Here is a 17251-nt window from a genome sequence, read left to right on the forward strand (position 1 = left end):
CGGATAATCACAGGTGCGTGACGGAGTTTATTAATGCAATCGGCCGACGGTTACCTTACGATCGTCGGCTGGCGCTCGGCTGATGTCATCGTTTCTGGCCGGGAGCGCGTCTTGAGTTGAACTGGGTGATGGTGCCGCGAACTCATGTCCCCGGTGAGTGGGGTCCGCGTCGCGAGAGCGGATGAAAGCGCGCGGAGAACAAGGAAGACTGCATCGCGACATTTGAACGACGAGATCCCGGGCGGGTGGCCTCTCGGCCATTCGACTTCCCCCTTACGACCCACCCATCCACGACAATGCTCGACTGGGCCGTTCGAACCGGCGCCCACGCACACCGCGGGCACCGGCTTCAACGGATCGTACCGGCTACACGTTGGTCCATGCACCGGTGCCGTGCTGATACTGCATCACGCCACCGTGGATCCGCACCCGCAGGTTGCCGTCCTCCACCTGCACCCAATTGAGCATGTCGAGGCTCTGCATCAGCCCGACGAAGAAATCCTGCAGTTCTTGCGACTGGCTGGCTTGCCAGAGGTCGATGCGGCCGAGGCATGCACGCAGATCGCCGCTCTGCTGCATGATCGTCTCGACCTGGCCGGCTACGTCTGCCGCCGGATCGTAGACTTTCGTGCCGTCGGCGCTGACGATCGACAGGTGGATTCCGCGCACCTGCGTGGGCTGGGCCGGTGCCTGCTCGACGAGCGCGATGCAGCTCGTCATCGCACCGAAATCGATTTCCGTCGCATCGCCCCAGGTGCGCTCGCCAACCGCCAGCGGCGCGGGACCGTGTACGTTTTGAATGATGTAGGCCATGGGTTCCTCACGTGACTGATAGGACTGCCGGTAGCGGGCCGCGACGTGTTCCGGAAAGCGAACGTGCGTCGGTCCCGCCGCTCACATCCCGCATCGGGCCTGGCCGCCCGGCGGTCGTGTCGATTGATGCTTCGTCGGTGCGCGTGCGGAGGGCACTTGCCCGCGACGTCTCACATCGGCGCGATCGTCCACGCCACGCGGACGATCACGCATGCATCGATTCAATGCCGGTGGTTTCGCGCCTGCCGGGGGCCCCGCCGACGCTGCCCACGCGGCCCGCGGCTGCAGCGTCGGCGCACCCTACGCGCCCTTCTTGTCCAGCAGCGCCTGATACTTCTGCAGGCTCTCGTCGATCCTGTCGAGTGCGACACTGGCGGCCTCCCCTTCGATCGCTTCCGCGGCGCCCGCGACGATCGCCGCGGTCGCCACGAACAGGTCGGTCAACAACAGGCCCACCGCATCCATCGCCATGCCGGGCACGTTCTCGTCGACGGTCTTCTGCGCCAGGTCCTTCATCAGCACGCTCTTGCCCGCGATCGCCAGCGACGTCGTCGCCTCGAAGTAGTTGGCCGCCGCCTGCGCGACCATGCCGCCCGCCTGCGTGATCATCATGTTCGGGCCGACGGCGATCTGCGTCGTCGCATAGGACGCCGCCTCCGCATTGATCGCCTGCACGGTCTGCAGCGCCGAGCCGCCGGACCCGGCCGCATTCGCGACCTGGTTCGGTGCTTTCAGTGCATCGGTGAAGCGGCGCAGCCGGTTGACCGGCCACGCGCGCGCGCCGGTTTTCGGTGTCGCGGCGTGCGGCGTGACATCGGCCGGCGTCGTGGCTTCGGCTGCGGCGTCCGCGACATCGTCCGGCGTCTGTGTCGTGCCGTCACCGCGTCCGCCCAAAAGACCTTTCATGTTCATCATTCAGGTATCCCGATAATCATCGCGTCCTAATGCGTGGAGCCCGTCTGCGGCCCGGCCGCCGGAACCTGCTGCGCGCCGCCGGACCCACCGCCCGATGCGCCCTTCGGCGACGCTTCGACGGACAGGATCATGGCCACCGCCTTCGACACGACGGCGTTCGAAATCTGGTTCAGCGCGGCCTGCTGCTGCGTCATGTTCTGCGCCGAGATGCCGACGGCCTGGCTGAACATCTGGTAAAGCGTGCCCAGCGCCTGGGCCGGCGATCCCGCGACGACGTTGACGTTGGTCTGCGTCACCGCATCGGTAATCTGCTCATTGACTTTGTCTGCCACGAGGCCTCCTCGGAACCCGGCTCCGGCATGCGATTGAAGGAACGGACGGGCCGGCAGGCCAGCGACGCCGCACATGCCGTTAGGAACGCTGCGTGCCCGCGTTCGTGAACATGCTTACGCGAGTTCCTCGCGCAACTTCTTGCGCAGCAACTCGACCCGCTTTCGGGCCAGCGGCTCGTTGATCCCGAGTGTCGCCGCGATGTGCAGATAGGGCCGGTCTTCCTCGAACTTGAGCGTGAACAGCATCTGCTGCTGAGCGGGCAGCGTGGACAGTGCCTGCTGGAGACGCACCAACTGCTGTCGAAGCAGCATTTGCTGCTCCACCGACGGCGCGTGGCCGGCCAGCTCGACGGTGTGATCGTCGTCCCAGCCCGGGTCGAATTCGAGCATGCCGCTTTCGCGCAGCCGGCGCCGTGCGCCATCGAGGAATGCGTGGTTCAGCACCAGAAAGAGAAAACCGGCCAGGTTCTGAACGCGCTCGGGCGAGCGCTGCAGGTAAATGTGGACCTTGAGTGCGGTATCGGAGAGCAGTTCGTCGGCGCGGTGAATATCGCCCTTGCACAGCAGGCGCGCGCGGCGCCGCAACTTCCCCTGCATTTCCCGCCACGTGCGATCGAGCTGCTGCGCCGAAGACTCGGGCGTCGGGGCAGCGTGCTGGTTCGAGGTTGTCATCCCGTGCCTTCCAGTTTTTATGGAAAACACAGAATCGATTCGACTCCGCGAATGGCGCTGTTACCCGTGTAACACCGTTATAACGATAATCGGCTTCAGTAAATTTTCTTGATTATTATGAACGGAAATTTCAATTCTCCGGCATAGCCCGATCCGTTGTTTCAGGTGCGTCGCCGGGGCCTGAATAACGGCATTGCGATGAAACAGAACGACTGCCGCCGCGAATGGTTCGTGCGCCGGCATGCAGCTACCCATGTCGATCGATCAAGCGCCGTTGCCGCCAACGTGCCGCCCTGTCCGGACAGCTTGCCGATTATCCCGATATTTTCACTATTCATTTTTCACGTAATGCCGAAGGCAGCGTTTTTCGCTAGGTGGCCGTATCGTCAAACAACCTCGCGCGGAAAACATGCCTGCCCTTGCTAACGCTCAGACGCTGCGCAATATACCGATACTCATCGACCTCCCGGAAAGCCTGATCACGCATATCGAGCGGCATGTCACGCCCTGGCCCGAACGCGGCAATCGCCTGTTGTTCTTCAAGGGTGATCCGGGGGACTTCGTCGCATTCGTGCACCGCGGACACGTCTACAAGACGCTGCACGAACCCGGTGGACGCGAGATCATTCTCGGCCACTCGATGCCGGGCGAACTCATCGGCGAAAACACGCTGATTCGCGCGCACCGGCGCAACTTCACCGCCCAGTTGAGCGCCGACTGCCGCATTTCGCTGCTGCATCGCCAGTACTTCGCGCCGCTGCTGGCCAACCCGGAATTCATGGGTCGCATCCACGAGCAGCTGTGCCGGCATATCCACCAGCTGAGCGACTTCGTCGAGTCGGCATGCCTGTACCGGCTCGACGCCAGGCTCGCGCGCCATCTGCTGAACCGCATGCAAGGGAACGGCCTCGAGGTGCCGCTGCCGGAGAACCAGAGCGTCCTCGCGGCGATGCTCAACGTCAGCCGGCCGCGACTGAACAGCAGCCTGCAGAAGATGCAGCGCGACGGCCTGATCCGGCTTCACGAACACGGCGTGACGATCGAGAAGCCTGAGCAGCTCCGGACCATCGTCGACGCCAATTGACGGCCGGGCACGCACGAGCGTCGTGCGGTGCCGCGGCGCGGGGAAATCGCGTGCGCCGGGTCGGGCGGCGCGCGGGGAGCATCAGCCGCGCCAGTGGCCGATGGCGTTCATCAACTGCGCGACGGCGGCCAGCTGCGACGCAAAGCTGTCGTTCACCGACCGCGCGGCACCGGCCGCTGCCGCCGGCGAGCCGGCATAGAGCTGCATGACGCCGACGGTCGTCGCGGCGAGATTGGACATCGCCTGGTTAGCCTGCATCTGCACCGCGTTGTGCAGCAGGATCGCGGATGCATGGCTGTTCGACTGCATGAGCGTGCCCAAGGCCACGGCGGGCGCCTCGCCCACCACCTTGACGTTGGCTTGCGTGACCGCATCGGTCACCGCGGCGGAAACCTGTTCCGGCATGTCGTTGCTCCTGGTTGGCTCGCCGCTGCGGTGCAGTCACGGCGAAAGCATGAGAGGGTCGGTCGGCAATGCGCGCCGCACGCCGCCGGGGCCCGCCTTCGCGGGCGTCGAGACGACATCGGGCGCCGGGCGGCAGCCACCGATCGGGGGCCACCGCCCGGCGTCGACGCGAAGCTGCGCGTCAGGCAAGCGCCCTGCCGAGCGCAAGCACGTCAGCCAGCACGGAAAGCACGCCGTTCGAGCCGATTTCGGTCGCGGCGGCGCCCGCGCTCGCCGGCCCGAGCGTGTACAGCTGCATCGTGCCCACGTTCGTCGAGGTCGGCAGTTGTACCGCCGCCTGCGACTGCTGCTGCACCGCGTTCTCGAACAGCACGCTGAGCGAATGGCTCTGGGCCTGGTACAGCGAGCCCGTTGCCATCGCCGGCGCTTCGCCGACCACCTTGACGTTGGTTTGCGTGACCGCGTCGGTGATCGCGGCGTTCACCGCGCACGTCTTGCAGTTGCAGGGGTCTTTCGAGTCGTTTGTGCCATCTGCCATCGTATTTCTCCTGGTTCGCGAACAGGCGCCGCATCGAATCGGCTCTGCCCGTTCTGTCGTTTGCTCCAGAACTCCGCGCAGCACCGTTGTTCTGGCGCCGGCGGCCATGCGGGTCCGCGGCGCGGCGGCGGCATTGGCGGCGCTTGCCGCTTGCGCCGCCGCTCAACCACGGCGTTGCAATGGCGCGTCAGACCTTGACTGCCTTCCCGATCGCGATCACGTCGGCCAGAATGGAGATGATCCCGTTCGCGCCGATTTCCGTGGCCGCCGCGCCCGCGCTTTCCGGCCCGATCGTATAGAGCTGCATCGTCCCCACGTTCGTCGACGTCTGCGACTGGATGGCGGCCTGCGACTGCTGCTGCACCGCGTTCTCGAACAGGATGCTGAGCGAATGGCTCTGGGCCTGGTACAGCGAGCCCATCGCCATTGCCGGCGCTTCCGCGACCACCTTGACGTTGACCTGTGTGACCGCATCGGTAATCGCGGGATTGACCTGGCACACTTGACACGTATCAGCCATTTGTTGCTCCTTGGTTCACGTAGTTGAGAGATCGCACATCGGGGGTCGGCCGGTTTCGCTTTCTGCCGAATCACCCGCGTGCTACTCCATGGACGCTTGGCCGGAGGGATCGTGAACGGCAGCGGCGACGACAGCGGTCGGTTCGGACGGTGCGGCCGGGGCCGGCGCCGCGTCGGCGCTTCGCAACCGCGCCTCCATCGCGTCGAGCCTGGCGTCGAGCCGTTCCGCGAGCGAATCGACGTATTGCCGAAAGCATGCGTCGATTTCCTGCCGGATCAGGCCCGTCAACTGCTCGCCGATCATCGCCAGCGCCTCGCGGGTGCTGTCCTGGATGTCGGCCGCGCCGGATGCCTGCGCGTCGCCCTGCGGCTCGTGCGCGTCGAGTACGCCCGACACTTTCCGCTGTTCCGACGCCAGCATGCCGAGGGTCGTCTCGTTCTGTGCGTCGATCGTCTGCAGGATGCCGCGCATCTTCTCGTACGCCTTCTGCTGGTTGAGCTGCAGGAAATGCTTGACCTGTTCGCGTGCCTCCTGCCGGGTTTTCAACTGCGGCAACGGCCGGTTCGCGGCGGGTGCCGGCGTAGCCGTGCCGGCGCCCGGCGCTGGCGGGTTCCCGTTCCGGCTCGGCAGTTGCTCCAGCAGCATCTGTTCTTCGGCCGGCGCGAGGGGCCGCCCCAGTCGCTTCTCCGCGAACTGCCGCAGCAGCGGGTCGAGTGCTTCGTGGCTCATGGCTTACCTCCCCTCGATGTCCGCCCGCGGCGCCGGTGCGTGCGGTCGAGGGGCGGACGGACGCGGCGCCGAGGCGCGCTGGTCGGCAGGGTGCAATGGATATCGCATGGTGTTCTCCCGGAAATGGACGTGCGACGGCCTCGCCGGAAAGTTCGGCGGGACCGCTGTAGGGACGAACCGTGAGACGGGGCTGTGAAATCGAGCGCTGCGTGCGAATGACATTGTCGGGAGCACGCCACACCCGTCCCCGACAATTCTTGACTGTGCCCATGCCGACGATTTGGTAGGATGCACGTCGCCGCTGCATACACGGCAGCCGGACATTCAACCGTCCCTTTTTTCCGCGCGACCGGCTTACCGCGCCGTCGCGCTCCGGTGCCCTGAACCGCACCCCTGCCCCGTCAAACCCGCAACACCCCGGCGTCGCCCCACCCGACCCGTTGCAGCAACCGTTGGAGTGGCGCCTCGTGCGCCAGCAAGCATGAAGAACTCGAAGCCGTCCACCCGCTCTCCGCGCGAGAAAGACCGCACGCCGCTGGTACGTGCCGGCGCGCTGCTGCTGATGGCCGGGCTGCTGTACCTGCTGTGGCCGTCGGCCGAAACCGCGTACCTCGCGATGGAGTCGGTCATCCGCTGACGCGGCACGCCCTCCCCGCACTACGCTATACTCACGCAATGGAAACCCAACCCGCCTCGCCGAACGTGCATTGCTGGTGGCGCGCCTGACCCAGGCGGCCCGTTTCCTCTTGCATGTCCCAAACGTGATGCCGCCAGCGATGGCGGCATTTGCGTTTCTGCGCAGACACCATGGCTGGCGGCTTCGATAACCCGGAGCAACGACCAACATGACCCACCCGACCCGACCGACCATCCTCACCGGCGACCGCACGACCGGCCCGCTGCACCTCGGCCACTACATCGGTTCGCTGCGCGCCCGCGTGCAGATGCAGCACGAAGCGAAGCAATTCCTGCTGCTCGCCGACACGCAGGCGCTGACCGACAACATGGGCCGTCGCCAGCGCGTCACCGAGAACGTGATCGAAGTCGCGCTCGACTATCTCGCGGTCGGCATCGATCCGTCGATCTCGACGATCGTCGTGCAGTCGCAGGTGCCCGAGCTCGCAGAACTGTCGCAATACCTGCTGAACCTCGTCACGGTCGCACGCCTCGAACGCAATCCGACCATCAAGGAAGAGATCCGCCTGCGCGGTTTCGAGCGCGACATCCCGGCCGGCTTCCTCACCTACCCGGTGAGCCAGGCGGCCGACATCACCGCGTTCAAGGCGACGCACGTGCCGGTCGGCGACGACCAGTTGCCGATGATCGAGCAGACCAACGAACTCGTGCGCCGCTTCAACGCGACCGTCGAGCAGCCGGTGCTGGTCGAATGCGAGGCCGTGCTGTCGCCGGTCACGCGGCTGCCGGGGATCGACGGCAAGGCAAAGATGAGCAAGTCGCTCGGCAACGCGATCACGCTCGGCTCGACGCCGGACGAGATCACGCAAGCCGTGAAGGACATGTACACGGACCCGAACCACCTGCGCGTGAGCGATCCCGGCCAGGTCGAGGGCAACGTCGTGTTCACGTTCCTCGATGCGTTCGAGCCCGACGTGCAGAAGGTCGATGAGCTGAAGGCGCACTACCGTCGCGGCGGGCTCGGCGACAGCGTCGTCAAACGCGTGCTGAACGAGCGGCTGCAGGCGCTGATCGAGCCGATCCGCGCGCGCCGTCGCGAATTCGAGGCCGACAAGGCCGAAGTGAGGGCGATCCTCAAGCGCGGCACGATGCACGCACGGGACGTGGCCGGCGCGACGCTCGCAGAGGTGAAGGGCGCGATGGGGTTGAACTACTTCGATTGAGCGGCGCCGGCGCCGGCGCCGGCGGCGAGCGCGCGAATGCGCTTCGCGCGCCGCCGGACGGCATCGAGCCGGCGCGCGGCGTTCACCACGTCACGTGTGCGAGCGAGCGTCGATGCACGCGCCGCTTCATCACGATGCACGCGGCGGCACGGCTGCGTGGCACACCGCCTCGACCCGATTGCCGGCCGGGTCGACGAGAAACGCGCCGTAGTAGTCGCCGTGGTAATGCGGCCGCAAGCCGGGTTCGCCGTCGGACTGCCCGCCCGTCGCGAGGCCGGCTTCGAAAAACGCATCCACCAGCTCGCGGCTCGCGGCCTTGAAGCACCAGTGCCGCTTGCTCGCGCCGACTTCAGCGGGATCCAGATAGACCGCCAGGCAAGTCGACGCGGTGTCGTTCGCATTGCAGCGTTCGCCATATCCGAGTGCGGTTGGCCGGTCATAGACCTTGGTCGCGCCCAGCGCGGCCATGATGGCATCGTAGAACGGGCGCGCCAGGTCGATATCCGGCACGCTGATGGATACATGATCCAGCAATTGCATGAGGTGTGCTCCGTTAAATGAGCATGAGTCTACACACACCCGTGCCCATTTCGCCCCGACCAACCATCCCTGCCAGCGTTCGTGCGACCGGGTCGCGGCATTCGGCCAGCACCTCGGCTCGCTGTGGCCCCGACGGATGCAGCACGAAGCCGCTTTCAAAACGGGCACCGGTCCTGAACACGCCCGGCAACACTTGGAAACCGTTCGATTCGAGCCATCCGTGGTGCCCGGAACCGCACTGGCCAAGATTGCTCTCGCGCCGCTCACCGATGACAGCGCAGCAAACGCGGGCCATCACGCAGCTCGCGTCCGAGCGCTCGAGCCATCGCAAGCCACATGCACGCCCGCCATCCGAAATTGACCTGCAATGGCGGTCTCGCTAACGTGGCCCACCGAAAACAAAGACGACAAGCGAAACGCGCAGCACCTGCGGCTTGTTTCGCCCGCACCGTGAGGGCACCGAGTGAACACCTATCGCTACCAGATTGACATCCTCCCCCGCCTGAAGACGGGGGATTCCTACCGCGTCTGAAATGATGATGCTTATCTCAGATCGCCTCGGCGGGTTCCTGCTTCACAGAGCGGCCCGACTGCACCGGCTCTCCACGGGCTGCAACGCGGTGTCCCCGCGCCAGAATGTTGAGAGCGCCGACGACATCGGCGTTCTCCTCGTAACCGCATTCGACACAAGCGAATTTTTCCTGCGTGGTCCGGTTTCCCGCACTCACGTATCCACAAGCTGGACACGTCCGGCTTGAATTCGCAGGCGGAACCGCCACCAGCCAGCCACCGCTCCAGGCCAGCTTGTATTCCAACTGCCGCCTGAACTCGAACCACCCTTGGTCGAGGATGGCCTTATTCAGACCGGACTTGGCCCGAACGTTCTTGCCAGGCGCATCGATGCTGCCTGCCGCCGACCTGGACATGTTCCGAACCTGCAAGTCCTCGATACACACCATCGCGTGGTTTTTGCTGATCGTGGTCGTGGCCTTGTGCAGGTAGTCGCGGCGAGCATTGCCGATGCGCGCATGGATGCGCTGGACTCTGGCCTTGGCTTTTTTCCAGTTATTGCTGAACTTGACCTTGCGGCTCATCGCACGTTGGCATCGGCGCAGACGAGCCTCATGTTTCCTGAAACTGTTGAGCGGTGCGAGAAACGTGCCGTCGCTCATCGTGGCGAAGCGGGCGATGCCCACATCGATGCCGATCACGCTGGTGGCATGGGGCACCGGCTGCTCGACCTCGCGCTCGGTCTGGATCGAGACACACCACTTGCCCGAGTTGAAGCTGACCGTTGCGTTGCGCAGTTCGCCCAGCACGGGACGCGACAGCCTCAGCCGCATCCAGCCCAGCTTGGGCAGGAAAATGCGCCCGTTGGGCTGGTCGAGCTTGAATTGCTTGGGGTCCGGGTAGCGAAAACTGTCGCGCTGGCCGCGCTTCCTGAACTTCGGAAACGCCGCTCGCTTGGCGAAGAAGTTCTTGTAGGCCCGCTCCATGTCCTTGAGAGCCTGTTGCAACGGGTGAACGGGTGCGTCCTTGAGCCATGGCGTTTCGCCTCCGTTACGCCACTCCGTCAGATGCTTGGCCATTGCTACGTAGCCAATGAACTTGCCGCCCGCCTCGTAGTTCTCCTTCTGCAACGCCAGTGCCTTGTTGTAGACGAACCGGCACGCTCCGGCGAAGCGGCGCATATCGCGCTGCTGCTCGCCGTTCGGCATCAATTCGAACTTGAAGGCCTGGAGTCGTCGCATCGGACGATTGTATGTCTGGCCCACAAGAGCGAGTCAAGCCATTCGACGTGGTCGCTATTACGTCTTTCAAGTGCTACTCGAGCATTCGTAAAAAGTTGTGGGGCGGCGCGCTGTGGTCTCCGTCATACTTCGCCGGAAGTTGTGGCGGCGCGCCTGTTGAAATCATTCGCAAATACATCGACCAACAGAAAGCGCCCCACTAGCCGCCGGAAAGGACGCCTACGGCGTCCGCGCTATCCTTCCCCGCCCTGAAGGACGGGGTTTGACGCGCATTCAGATCAGCCAAACCTGAGTCCGATCGAACTATTCTTCCTGATTGCCGCCGATGAAACGTGCAAGCAAGCCGGAATCGACGACATCGAAGCCGTTATCCTGATTCTTTCCGGCTTGCCGCTCCTTCCGACCCGCGCCAAACCACTCGGGGCGACCCACGGGACTTCCGTCGCATCGGTGATGGCACGATCGGTATTCAGGTATGAATTCAAGCGCAAGGTACTTCCGACCGTCACACTGCAAAGCATCGGGAATCTGCGCGTCATCCTGACTCATCGCCTTGCGGTATTCGTAGACCGGACCGTGCCAGGCGTCGGCTGGGTCCTGCTCGCCAAAGACGCCTTCCATATTGTCCGAAACACCGTTTCCCGGCACAACCTGATTGCCAAACCGGAGGACGGGATTCTGTAATGGACGATCGTCGATTGTGGGAAAGGCTGGAAGCGTTCGTTCGCGAGGAAGCAGCCGTATCGAGCAAGCGCCGGATTACCGGGAACACCTCCGTATCCGACGATCTCGGACAAACCGGAGACGATGCGGACATTTTCATGGATCGATTCTTCACCCACTTCGAGGTGGATCGTGGCGACTACGATTTCGGACGATATTTCCTGATGGAGGGTGAGGGAATCCTGTATCACGTCGTGCGCAAGTACCTGCTCAGGAAACCCCATGCGTTCAAACGGGAGACATTGACCGTCGACATGCTGTGCAAGGCCGCCTCACTGGGCAAGTGGGACTCCGAGGCGATCAAGGAATGATGGGTATCGGCCGCCCCCTGCGCTTGCTCGACGGATCGTAAATTTCCAGCCGCCTTAGTCCACTCCGCCGATGTCGCGCCCCTGCGCGCCCGCTATCGTTTCCTCGTCATCCACCCACCCACGACACCATGACGCCCCAGGAAACGATCGACCGGATGGAGATCCAGGATCTGCTGACCCGCTATTGCCACGCCGTCGACCGTCACGACTGGCACGAATTCGAACGCCTCTTCGCGGCCAATGCGACACTCGACTACACGGCCTTCGGCGGTCCGGCCGGCAGCCGCTCGGAGATTGCCGCCTATCTGGAACAGGTGACGTCGGCGATGCGCGGCACGCAGCACACGATTTCGACGGCGCTGCTGATCGTCGACGGCGATGCCGCGACCGCGCGAACGGCCGGCCAGGCGATGATGATCTCGGCCGATGAAGCCGGCGACGATCGCGTGTGCTTCGTCGGGCTCTGGTATCGCGACCTGCTGGTGCGGACCGAATGCGGGTGGCGCATCCAGCGCCGCACGCAGGAGCGCACCTGGATGCACAATGCGCCGCCGGTCACGGTGTGCTGAACGCCGCGCGCGCGGCGCGTGACTTCACTTCATCTGCATCAATTGAATGAGGTTCCCGCACGTATCGTCGACGACCGCGACGCGTACGGGCCCCGCGTCCATCGGCTCCAGCGTGAAGCGGACACCGAGATCGCCGAGCCGCGCGTACTCCTGGTCGAGATCGTCGACCTGGAACGATGCCGCCGGAATGCCGTCCTCGTACAGCGCCTGCTTGTAAGGCCCGACCGCGCGATGGTTGCTCGGCTCGAGCAGCAGCTCGGTGCCTTCCGGCTGGTCTTTCGACACCACGGTCAGCCAGCGGTACTCGCCCACCGGCACGTTGTTCTTCAGCTTGAACCCGAGCTTGTCGGTATAGAACGTCAACGCCTTGTCCTGATCGTCGACAAAGATACTCGTCACGTAGATTCGCATGTCAACCTCTCCTGAAATGGCAGCCGGCGCCGCCGCTCGCGCGGTCACGCCCTACCGCTATTCTTCGTCGAAATCGATGACAAACGCATAACCGTCGTCGATCAACTTGCGCAGGTAGCCGTCGAAGTCGTCGGCGATCACCGCGTAGCTGTCGGGATCGTGCAGGAAGCGCACGACCTGCCCGACCTTGCCGCCCGGCGCCGGCTCGAAATCGATGTAGAGCTGCGACGTGCCACCGTTGTTCATGCAGTGCGAGAAGCACAGCCGCCGGCTCATCGGCAGTGCGATGTCGATGCGCGGGTCGACGAGTTCGCCGTCGTCGTTCGCATCGTCGCCGTAGATCTCCGCGATGCTGTCGCGGTACTTCGCGCGTTCCTCGACCATCTGCCCGGCCGACAGCAGGTAATACGGGTATTCGTAAACGTCGGAGCCCAGCACCAGCACGTTGACCGTCGTGCCGCCGTAGTCGCGCCAGTAGGTACCGTCGAGCTTGCCGAGCAATTCGAGCAGGCTGGCCGGGCACTGCGGATACGCGGCGCGCAACGCGTCGAGCTGCGCAGGCGTCGCGCCCGTTGTCGCGGCGAGCGCCGCGTTGTCGGTGTCGGGAAGCGCGGCGCGCAGGCCGGCGAGATAGGTGTCGACGAGGGTCATCGCGTCAGGTCCGAAGAACAGGCAAGCGCCATTCTAGCGCCCGACGCGATCCACCACTTTCGCGCGTGCGCGCCTTCGCTCAGGTGATCTGGTACGTCGACGCCGGCATGAATTCCTCCGGCAGCGGGCGATCGCCCAGTTCGAGCACCGACCGCTCGATCGTGCGCGTCATCGCATCGAGCGCCAGCGCATTCGGCGCGAGGCCGAACGGCTCGGCCACCTCGCTCGCGATCGCTTCGAGCGCGATCAGCGTGTACGAGATGAATACGCAGATCAGCGGCGTGAAGAACTCCGTCGAATCGACGAGACCGAACGGCAGCAGCACGCAGTACGCATACACGGTGCGATGCAGCAGCACGCTGTACGAGAACGGAATCGGCGTCGACAGGATGCGCTCGCAACCACCGACCGATTTGCCGACCTCGTCGAGTTGCGTCTCGAACATCCAGCAGGTCGCGTCGCTGCCGGGCGCGCGGCCCAGTGCGCGGACGATGCCGCCGCGCAGCTCGTCGAGGATCGCGACGGGCTTGAAGCATTTTCCGCCAAGCTCGGTCGTGCGTTCCGCGCCGAGAATGCGCTGCAGGTCCGTGGTCGGATCGGTATGACGCAGCTGATGCTTGAGCGCATAGGTGAGCGCGATCAGCAGGTCGGCGAGCCGGTTGCGCTCGGCGTCGCTCACGCCGTCGGGCAGGTAGCGATTGAACTGCGACGTCAGCGTACGCGCCGCGATCAGCAGGTTGCCCCACAGATGCCGCGCTTCCTTGAAGCGCTCGAAGCTCGCGCTGTTGCGAAACCCGAGAAAGATCGCGAGCGCGAGCCCGAACAGCGTGAACGGCGCGGTGTTGAGCGGGATCTTCTCGCCGAAGATGCGCCCGTTCGTGAAGACCGCCAGCGTGCTGACGATCGCCATGAACACGAGCTGCGGAATGATCGATTGCAGCACGGAGCCGTTCCAGACGAACAGCATCCTGAGCCAGTTTTGTTGTGGTCGGACGATCATGGTGTTTTCTCGACTGCCAAGGGATGCATCAAACGGCGCGCCGGCGCCCGATGCACAACGGCCCGCGCGTGGCGGGCCGCTGTCGGGTGAATGCCGGGCACGGGCGCCGCGTTGCGCGTGATGATACGCCCGCGCCGGCCACGCCCGTCACATCATGCGGCGTTCAGTGATCGCCGCTCAGTGATAGCCGATATCGCCCTCGCGCACCTTGCCGCGGAACACGCGGTATTGCATCGCGTTGTACACGAGGATGATCGGCAGCACGATCACGGTGCCGATGAGCGCGAACTTCTGGCTCGAAGGGCTCGACGAGGCGTCCCAGATCGACAGCGACGGCGGCACGATGTTCGGCCAGATGCTGATCACGAGCCCCGTGTAGCCGAGGAACACGAGCGCGAGCGTCAGCAGGAACGGCGTGGCCTCGTGCGCGCGCTTCACCGTGTGGAAGATGCCCCACACGCACGCGATGACGAGGATCGGCACCGGCAGGAACCAGCCGAGGTTGCCGCTGCCGAACCAGCGATGCGCAACGGCCGGCAGCCCGATCACGGTCCACAGGCTGACCACGCCCATCACGGCGAGCAGCACGCCCGCGAGCGGCTTCATCAGTAACCGCATCCTGCGCTGCAGCTCGCCGTCGACCTTCAGGATCAGCCAGCCGCAGCCGAGCGTCGCATACGTGACGAGCACGCCGATCCCGCACAGCAGGCTGAACGGCGACAGCCAGTCGAACGGCCCGCCCGCGAACTGGTTGTTCACGATCTTGATGCCCTGCAGCAGCGAACCGAGCACGATCCCCTGACAGAACGCGGCAAGCGCCGAGCCGCCGATGAACGCGAGATCCCACATGTGTTGCGTGCGCGTGGCCTTCGCGCGCAGCTCGAACGCCGCGCCGCGGAAGATCAGCCCGACCAGCATCAGCACGAGCGGCAGGTAGTTCGCCGGCAGCAGCGTCGAATACACGACCGGGAACGCGCCGTAGAGCCCCGCACCGCCGAGCACCAGGAACGTCTCGTTGCCGTCCCACACCGGCGCGACGGTGTCGAGCATCACCTGGCGCTCGGCCTTCGCATCGAAGAACGGAAACAGCAGGCCGATGCCGAGATCGAAGCCGTCCAGCATCACGTAGATGAATACGCCGAGGCCGATGATCGCGGCCCAAATGACAGGAAGATCGATTTGCATGGCTTACTCCGCTTCGGTCACGTTCAGCGGCGTGGACAGCGCGCTCTTGCGCAGCCCCGGATGCCGGTGCAGCTCGATATACCCGGCCTGGGCAGCCGGCCCGCGCTTCATCAGTTTCATCATGTAATAGATACCCGCTCCGAACACCAGGAAATACACGACCACGAAGATCAGCAGCGACACGCCGACCTGCTGCGCGCTGAGCGGCGAAACCGAATCGACGGTGCGCAGCACGCCGTACACGGTCCATGGCTGCCGCCCGACCTCGGTGGTGATCCAGCCGGCCAGCAGCGCGAGGATGCCCGACGGCCCCATCGCCACCACGAACCACTGGAACCAGCGCGTTTCATACAAACGCCCGCCCTTTCTCAGCAGCAGCCCGAGCAGCGCGGTGAGCAGCATCAGCATCCCGAGGCCCGCCATGATCCGGAACGTCCAGAACACGATCGGCGAATACGGGCGGTCCTGCGGCGGGAATTCCTTCAGCCCGCGAATCTCGCCGTCCCAGCTGTGCGTGAGGATCAGGCTGCCGAGGTGCGGCACCTGGATCGCATAGCGCGTGGTTTCGGCCTGCATGTCGGGCAACCCGAACAGGTTCAGCGCAGTGCCGCCCTTCTCGGTTTCCCACAGCCCTTCGATCGCCGCGATCTTCGCCGGCTGGTATTCGCGCGTGTTCAGCCCGTGCGCATCGCCGACGACGATCTGGATCGGCGCGAGCACCAGCAGCATCCACAGCGCCATCGAGAAGCTGCGCTTCACCGGCTCGTCGCGGCGCCCCTTGAGCAGGTGCCACGCGCCGCATGCGGCGACGATGAAGCCCGCGACGATGAACGCCGCGATCGTCATGTGCACGAGTCGGTACGGGAACGACGGATTGAAGATGATCTTGAACCAGTCGACCGGCACGACGAGGCCGTTCTCGATCTTGTAGCCCTGCGGCGTCTGCATGAAGCTGTTCGACGCGAGGATCCAGAACGTCGAGATCAGCGTGCCGACCGCGACCATCAGCGTCGCGAAGAAGTGTGCACGCGGGCTGACGCGCTGCCAGCCGAACAGCATCACACCGAGGAAACCGGCTTCGAGGAAGAACGCCGTCAACACTTCATACGTGAGCAGCGGGCCCGTGATGTTGCCCGCGACGCGCGAGAAGCCGGCCCAGTTGGTGCCGAACTCGTACGCCATCACGACGCCGGAGACCACGCCCATCCCGAAGCCGATCGCGAAGATCTTCGACCAGAACTGGAACATGGATTTGTAGGCGGCGTCGCCGGTGACGAGGTAGCGCCATTCCAGCACTGCCAGGAAGCTCGCCATACCGATACTGATCGCGGGAAACACGATGTGGAAAGACACCGTGAACGCGAACTGCAATCGGGCGAGATGGAACGCATCGAAGATTTCCATGACCGTAATTTGCTCGTGGTTGTGAGGACGTACGCTCGAAGCAGGAAATCGCGCGACGGCTTGGCGACAACACATGCGAACACAAACGGTCACTCGCATGGCATCGAAGCGTGAATGACGATATCGCGTTTGCAACGATACTCGCAATCGTTCGAACGCGCGTTAAAACTGTGCTGCTTCCGCTGCCGAAGATGTGTGTACGGAAAACACATTTCGTGCCTGCGGGATGGTCAGCTGTACTGCTTTCCGCATTGCAGCGCTGTATATCCGGCGCGTCTTTCATCCCCTTTAAGATCCCATGAAACGCTTGCCCACGGCCATGCCGAGCCCCTCGGCCACGCCCGCCCGGCAGCATCGAATCCCCCGGTCCGGCGCACGCGCCCGACCCGGCCGGCCCGCCGGCCGATCCGCCTGGAGAAAACCGCATGGAGTCCTGCATCCGCCGCGACGATCCGACCGGCAGCACCGCGTGTCGTGTGACACGTCACCGTGCCGGCGACGCGCGCGACACCGTCGACCGAGTCGTCGACGAAACGCCGGTTGCACTCGTGATCAACGGGATCGCGCACACGGTCATGATGGCGACCCCGATCGACCTCGACGAGTTCGGCCTCGGCTTCGCGTTGAGCGAAGGCATCGTCGAGCGCGCGTCGGACGTGTTCGACATCGAAAGCGAATGCCGGGCCGGCAGCGCCGAAGTGCGGCTGACCGTGTCGCAGCAGGCGTTCATGGCGATGAAGGCGCACCGCCGCGCGCTGGCCGGCCGCACCGGCTGCGGCGTATGCGGGATCGAAAGCATTGCGCAGCTCGACCTGCACCCGCCGCGCATCGCCGCCGCC

The 17251-nt window shown here is 64.6% G+C and carries 23 protein-coding genes and 1 pseudogene; 8 read left to right on the forward strand and 16 right to left on the reverse strand.

Going from position 1 to position 17251, the window contains the following annotated elements; genetic code table 11:
- Nucleotides 1–366: 366 nt before the first annotated feature.
- From G3N99_RS08635 to G3N99_RS08650, 4 genes are all read right to left on the reverse strand, one after another.
- Nucleotides 367–813 carry a hypothetical protein gene (locus G3N99_RS08635; RefSeq protein WP_174938289.1) on the reverse strand — a complete coding sequence of 149 codons (447 nt, stop codon included), beginning with the start codon at nt 811–813 and terminating at the stop codon, nt 367–369.
- 300 nt (nt 814–1113) lie between these two features.
- On the reverse strand, nt 1114–1719 hold the full coding sequence (locus G3N99_RS08640; protein ID WP_241011541.1) for a hypothetical protein: 606 nt from the start codon (nt 1717–1719) through the stop codon (nt 1114–1116).
- Between the two features lie 35 nt (nt 1720–1754).
- Complete coding sequence (locus G3N99_RS08645) at nt 1755–2060, reverse strand: RebB family R body protein (RefSeq protein ID WP_206122153.1); 306 nt, start codon at nt 2058–2060, stop codon at nt 1755–1757.
- Nucleotides 2061–2174: 114 nt separating this feature from the next.
- Nucleotides 2175–2732 carry a sigma-70 family RNA polymerase sigma factor gene (locus tag G3N99_RS08650; protein WP_174932763.1) on the reverse strand — a complete coding sequence of 186 codons (558 nt, stop codon included), beginning with the start codon at nt 2730–2732 and terminating at the stop codon, nt 2175–2177.
- A gap of 409 nt (nt 2733–3141) precedes the next feature.
- Between G3N99_RS08650 and G3N99_RS08655 the strand changes: the two genes are divergently transcribed.
- Nucleotides 3142–3816, forward strand: a complete 675-nt coding sequence (locus tag G3N99_RS08655) for a Crp/Fnr family transcriptional regulator (protein ID WP_206122154.1) — start codon at nt 3142–3144, stop codon at nt 3814–3816.
- A gap of 81 nt (nt 3817–3897) precedes the next feature.
- Here the strand turns inward: G3N99_RS08655 and G3N99_RS08660 are convergent, their stop codons facing one another.
- The 4 genes from G3N99_RS08660 to G3N99_RS08675 all read right to left on the reverse strand — a co-directional run bounded on the left by G3N99_RS08660 (nt 3898) and on the right by G3N99_RS08675 (nt 6008).
- Nucleotides 3898–4221, reverse strand: coding sequence for a RebB family R body protein (locus G3N99_RS08660; protein WP_174932759.1), 324 nt, complete (start codon nt 4219–4221; stop codon nt 3898–3900).
- Nucleotides 4222–4402: 181 nt separating this feature from the next.
- Entirely contained in the window at nt 4403–4759 is a 357-nt protein-coding gene (locus tag G3N99_RS08665; protein WP_174932757.1) for a RebB family R body protein, read from the reverse strand.
- Nucleotides 4760–4946: 187 nt separating this feature from the next.
- Nucleotides 4947–5279 (reverse strand): RebB family R body protein, encoded by a 333-nt coding sequence (locus tag G3N99_RS08670; RefSeq protein ID WP_174932755.1) that lies wholly within the window; start codon nt 5277–5279, stop codon nt 4947–4949.
- Nucleotides 5280–5360: 81 nt separating this feature from the next.
- Nucleotides 5361–6008 (reverse strand): hypothetical protein, encoded by a 648-nt coding sequence (locus G3N99_RS08675; protein ID WP_206122155.1) that lies wholly within the window; start codon nt 6006–6008, stop codon nt 5361–5363.
- A 481-nt stretch (nt 6009–6489) separates the two neighbouring features.
- Between G3N99_RS08675 and G3N99_RS08680 the strand changes: the two genes are divergently transcribed.
- Both G3N99_RS08680 and trpS read left to right on the forward strand, forming a co-directional pair.
- Nucleotides 6490–6645 carry a hypothetical protein gene (locus tag G3N99_RS08680; RefSeq protein ID WP_174932751.1) on the forward strand — a complete coding sequence of 52 codons (156 nt, stop codon included), beginning with the start codon at nt 6490–6492 and terminating at the stop codon, nt 6643–6645.
- Between the two features lie 208 nt (nt 6646–6853).
- On the forward strand, nt 6854–7867 hold the full coding sequence (gene trpS, locus G3N99_RS08685) for a tryptophan--tRNA ligase (protein WP_206122156.1): 1014 nt from the start codon (nt 6854–6856) through the stop codon (nt 7865–7867).
- A gap of 129 nt (nt 7868–7996) precedes the next feature.
- Here trpS and G3N99_RS08690 read toward each other — a convergent pair whose 3' ends face one another.
- The 3 genes from G3N99_RS08690 to G3N99_RS08700 form a co-directional block, all read right to left on the reverse strand.
- On the reverse strand, nt 7997–8407 hold the full coding sequence (locus G3N99_RS08690) for a VOC family protein (RefSeq protein WP_206122157.1): 411 nt from the start codon (nt 8405–8407) through the stop codon (nt 7997–7999).
- A gap of 13 nt (nt 8408–8420) precedes the next feature.
- Nucleotides 8421–8705, reverse strand: a complete 285-nt coding sequence (locus G3N99_RS08695; protein ID WP_206122158.1) for a hypothetical protein — start codon at nt 8703–8705, stop codon at nt 8421–8423.
- Between the two features lie 250 nt (nt 8706–8955).
- A complete protein-coding gene (locus G3N99_RS08700; RefSeq protein ID WP_174932746.1) occupies nt 8956–10158 on the reverse strand; it encodes an RNA-guided endonuclease TnpB family protein in 1203 nt (400 codons plus the stop codon).
- Nucleotides 10159–10226: 68 nt separating this feature from the next.
- On the opposite strand from G3N99_RS08700, the pseudogene G3N99_RS08705 reads away from it, so the two are divergent.
- From G3N99_RS08705 to G3N99_RS08720, 4 genes and pseudogenes are all read left to right on the forward strand, one after another.
- A pseudogene (locus G3N99_RS08705) lies at nt 10227–10361 on the forward strand (transposase); the annotation flags it as partial.
- A gap of 85 nt (nt 10362–10446) precedes the next feature.
- On the forward strand, nt 10447–10842 hold the full coding sequence (locus G3N99_RS42530) for an STM2901 family protein (protein ID WP_346778480.1): 396 nt from the start codon (nt 10447–10449) through the stop codon (nt 10840–10842).
- Entirely contained in the window at nt 10842–11192 is a 351-nt protein-coding gene (locus G3N99_RS08715; RefSeq protein WP_206122160.1) for a DUF1493 family protein, read from the forward strand. Before G3N99_RS42530 ends, G3N99_RS08715 begins: the two co-directional genes overlap by 1 nt.
- A 128-nt stretch (nt 11193–11320) precedes the next feature.
- On the forward strand, nt 11321–11761 hold the full coding sequence (locus G3N99_RS08720; RefSeq protein WP_206122161.1) for a nuclear transport factor 2 family protein: 441 nt from the start codon (nt 11321–11323) through the stop codon (nt 11759–11761).
- Nucleotides 11762–11785: 24 nt separating this feature from the next.
- Here the strand turns inward: G3N99_RS08720 and G3N99_RS08725 are convergent, their stop codons facing one another.
- From G3N99_RS08725 to G3N99_RS08745, 5 genes are all read right to left on the reverse strand, one after another.
- Entirely contained in the window at nt 11786–12172 is a 387-nt protein-coding gene (locus G3N99_RS08725; protein ID WP_206122162.1) for a VOC family protein, read from the reverse strand.
- A 57-nt stretch (nt 12173–12229) separates the two neighbouring features.
- Entirely contained in the window at nt 12230–12823 is a 594-nt protein-coding gene (locus G3N99_RS08730) for an SMI1/KNR4 family protein (protein ID WP_206122163.1), read from the reverse strand.
- Nucleotides 12824–12902: 79 nt separating this feature from the next.
- Nucleotides 12903–13823, reverse strand: a complete 921-nt coding sequence (locus G3N99_RS08735) for a bestrophin family protein (protein WP_206122164.1) — start codon at nt 13821–13823, stop codon at nt 12903–12905.
- Between the two features lie 177 nt (nt 13824–14000).
- Entirely contained in the window at nt 14001–15008 is a 1008-nt protein-coding gene (gene cydB, locus G3N99_RS08740) for a cytochrome d ubiquinol oxidase subunit II (protein ID WP_206122165.1), read from the reverse strand.
- Between the two features lie 3 nt (nt 15009–15011).
- Entirely contained in the window at nt 15012–16412 is a 1401-nt protein-coding gene (locus G3N99_RS08745) for a cytochrome ubiquinol oxidase subunit I (RefSeq protein ID WP_206122166.1), read from the reverse strand.
- Nucleotides 16413–16837: 425 nt separating this feature from the next.
- Between G3N99_RS08745 and G3N99_RS08750 the strand changes: the two genes are divergently transcribed.
- The coding region (locus G3N99_RS08750; RefSeq protein WP_206122167.1) for a formate dehydrogenase accessory sulfurtransferase FdhD at nt 16838–17251 on the forward strand (414 nt) is incomplete at its 3' end.

This window comes from Burkholderia sp. Ac-20392, from assembly GCF_017104585.1.
Lineage (GTDB): Bacteria > Pseudomonadota > Gammaproteobacteria > Burkholderiales > Burkholderiaceae > Burkholderia > Burkholderia lata.

Excerpts from the sequence above, each read along its gene's own strand:
- G3N99_RS08635 (WP_174938289.1), bottom strand. The coding sequence starts at position 813 with ATGGCCTACATCATTCAAAACGTACACGGTCCCGCGCCGCTGGCGGTT.
- G3N99_RS08640 (WP_241011541.1), bottom strand. The coding sequence starts at position 1,719 with ATGAAAGGTCTTTTGGGCGGACGCGGTGACGGCACGACACAGACGCCG.
- G3N99_RS08650 (WP_174932763.1), bottom strand. The coding sequence starts at position 2,732 with ATGACAACCTCGAACCAGCACGCTGCCCCGACGCCCGAGTCTTCGGCG.
- G3N99_RS08655 (WP_206122154.1), top strand. The coding sequence starts at position 3,142 with ATGCCTGCCCTTGCTAACGCTCAGACGCTGCGCAATATACCGATACTC.
- G3N99_RS08660 (WP_174932759.1), bottom strand. The coding sequence starts at position 4,221 with ATGCCGGAACAGGTTTCCGCCGCGGTGACCGATGCGGTCACGCAAGCC.
- G3N99_RS08665 (WP_174932757.1), bottom strand. The coding sequence starts at position 4,759 with ATGGCAGATGGCACAAACGACTCGAAAGACCCCTGCAACTGCAAGACG.
- G3N99_RS08670 (WP_174932755.1), bottom strand. The coding sequence starts at position 5,279 with ATGGCTGATACGTGTCAAGTGTGCCAGGTCAATCCCGCGATTACCGAT.
- G3N99_RS08675 (WP_206122155.1), bottom strand. The coding sequence starts at position 6,008 with ATGAGCCACGAAGCACTCGACCCGCTGCTGCGGCAGTTCGCGGAGAAG.
- G3N99_RS08680 (WP_174932751.1), top strand. The coding sequence starts at position 6,490 with ATGAAGAACTCGAAGCCGTCCACCCGCTCTCCGCGCGAGAAAGACCGC.
- trpS (WP_206122156.1), top strand. The coding sequence starts at position 6,854 with ATGACCCACCCGACCCGACCGACCATCCTCACCGGCGACCGCACGACC.
- G3N99_RS08690 (WP_206122157.1), bottom strand. The coding sequence starts at position 8,407 with ATGCAATTGCTGGATCATGTATCCATCAGCGTGCCGGATATCGACCTG.
- G3N99_RS08700 (WP_174932746.1), bottom strand. The coding sequence starts at position 10,158 with ATGCGACGACTCCAGGCCTTCAAGTTCGAATTGATGCCGAACGGCGAG.
- G3N99_RS08715 (WP_206122160.1), top strand. The coding sequence starts at position 10,842 with ATGGACGATCGTCGATTGTGGGAAAGGCTGGAAGCGTTCGTTCGCGAG.
- G3N99_RS08720 (WP_206122161.1), top strand. The coding sequence starts at position 11,321 with ATGACGCCCCAGGAAACGATCGACCGGATGGAGATCCAGGATCTGCTG.
- G3N99_RS08725 (WP_206122162.1), bottom strand. The coding sequence starts at position 12,172 with ATGCGAATCTACGTGACGAGTATCTTTGTCGACGATCAGGACAAGGCG.
- G3N99_RS08730 (WP_206122163.1), bottom strand. The coding sequence starts at position 12,823 with ATGACCCTCGTCGACACCTATCTCGCCGGCCTGCGCGCCGCGCTTCCC.
- G3N99_RS08735 (WP_206122164.1), bottom strand. The coding sequence starts at position 13,823 with ATGATCGTCCGACCACAACAAAACTGGCTCAGGATGCTGTTCGTCTGG.
- cydB (WP_206122165.1), bottom strand. The coding sequence starts at position 15,008 with ATGCAAATCGATCTTCCTGTCATTTGGGCCGCGATCATCGGCCTCGGC.
- G3N99_RS08745 (WP_206122166.1), bottom strand. The coding sequence starts at position 16,412 with ATGGAAATCTTCGATGCGTTCCATCTCGCCCGATTGCAGTTCGCGTTC.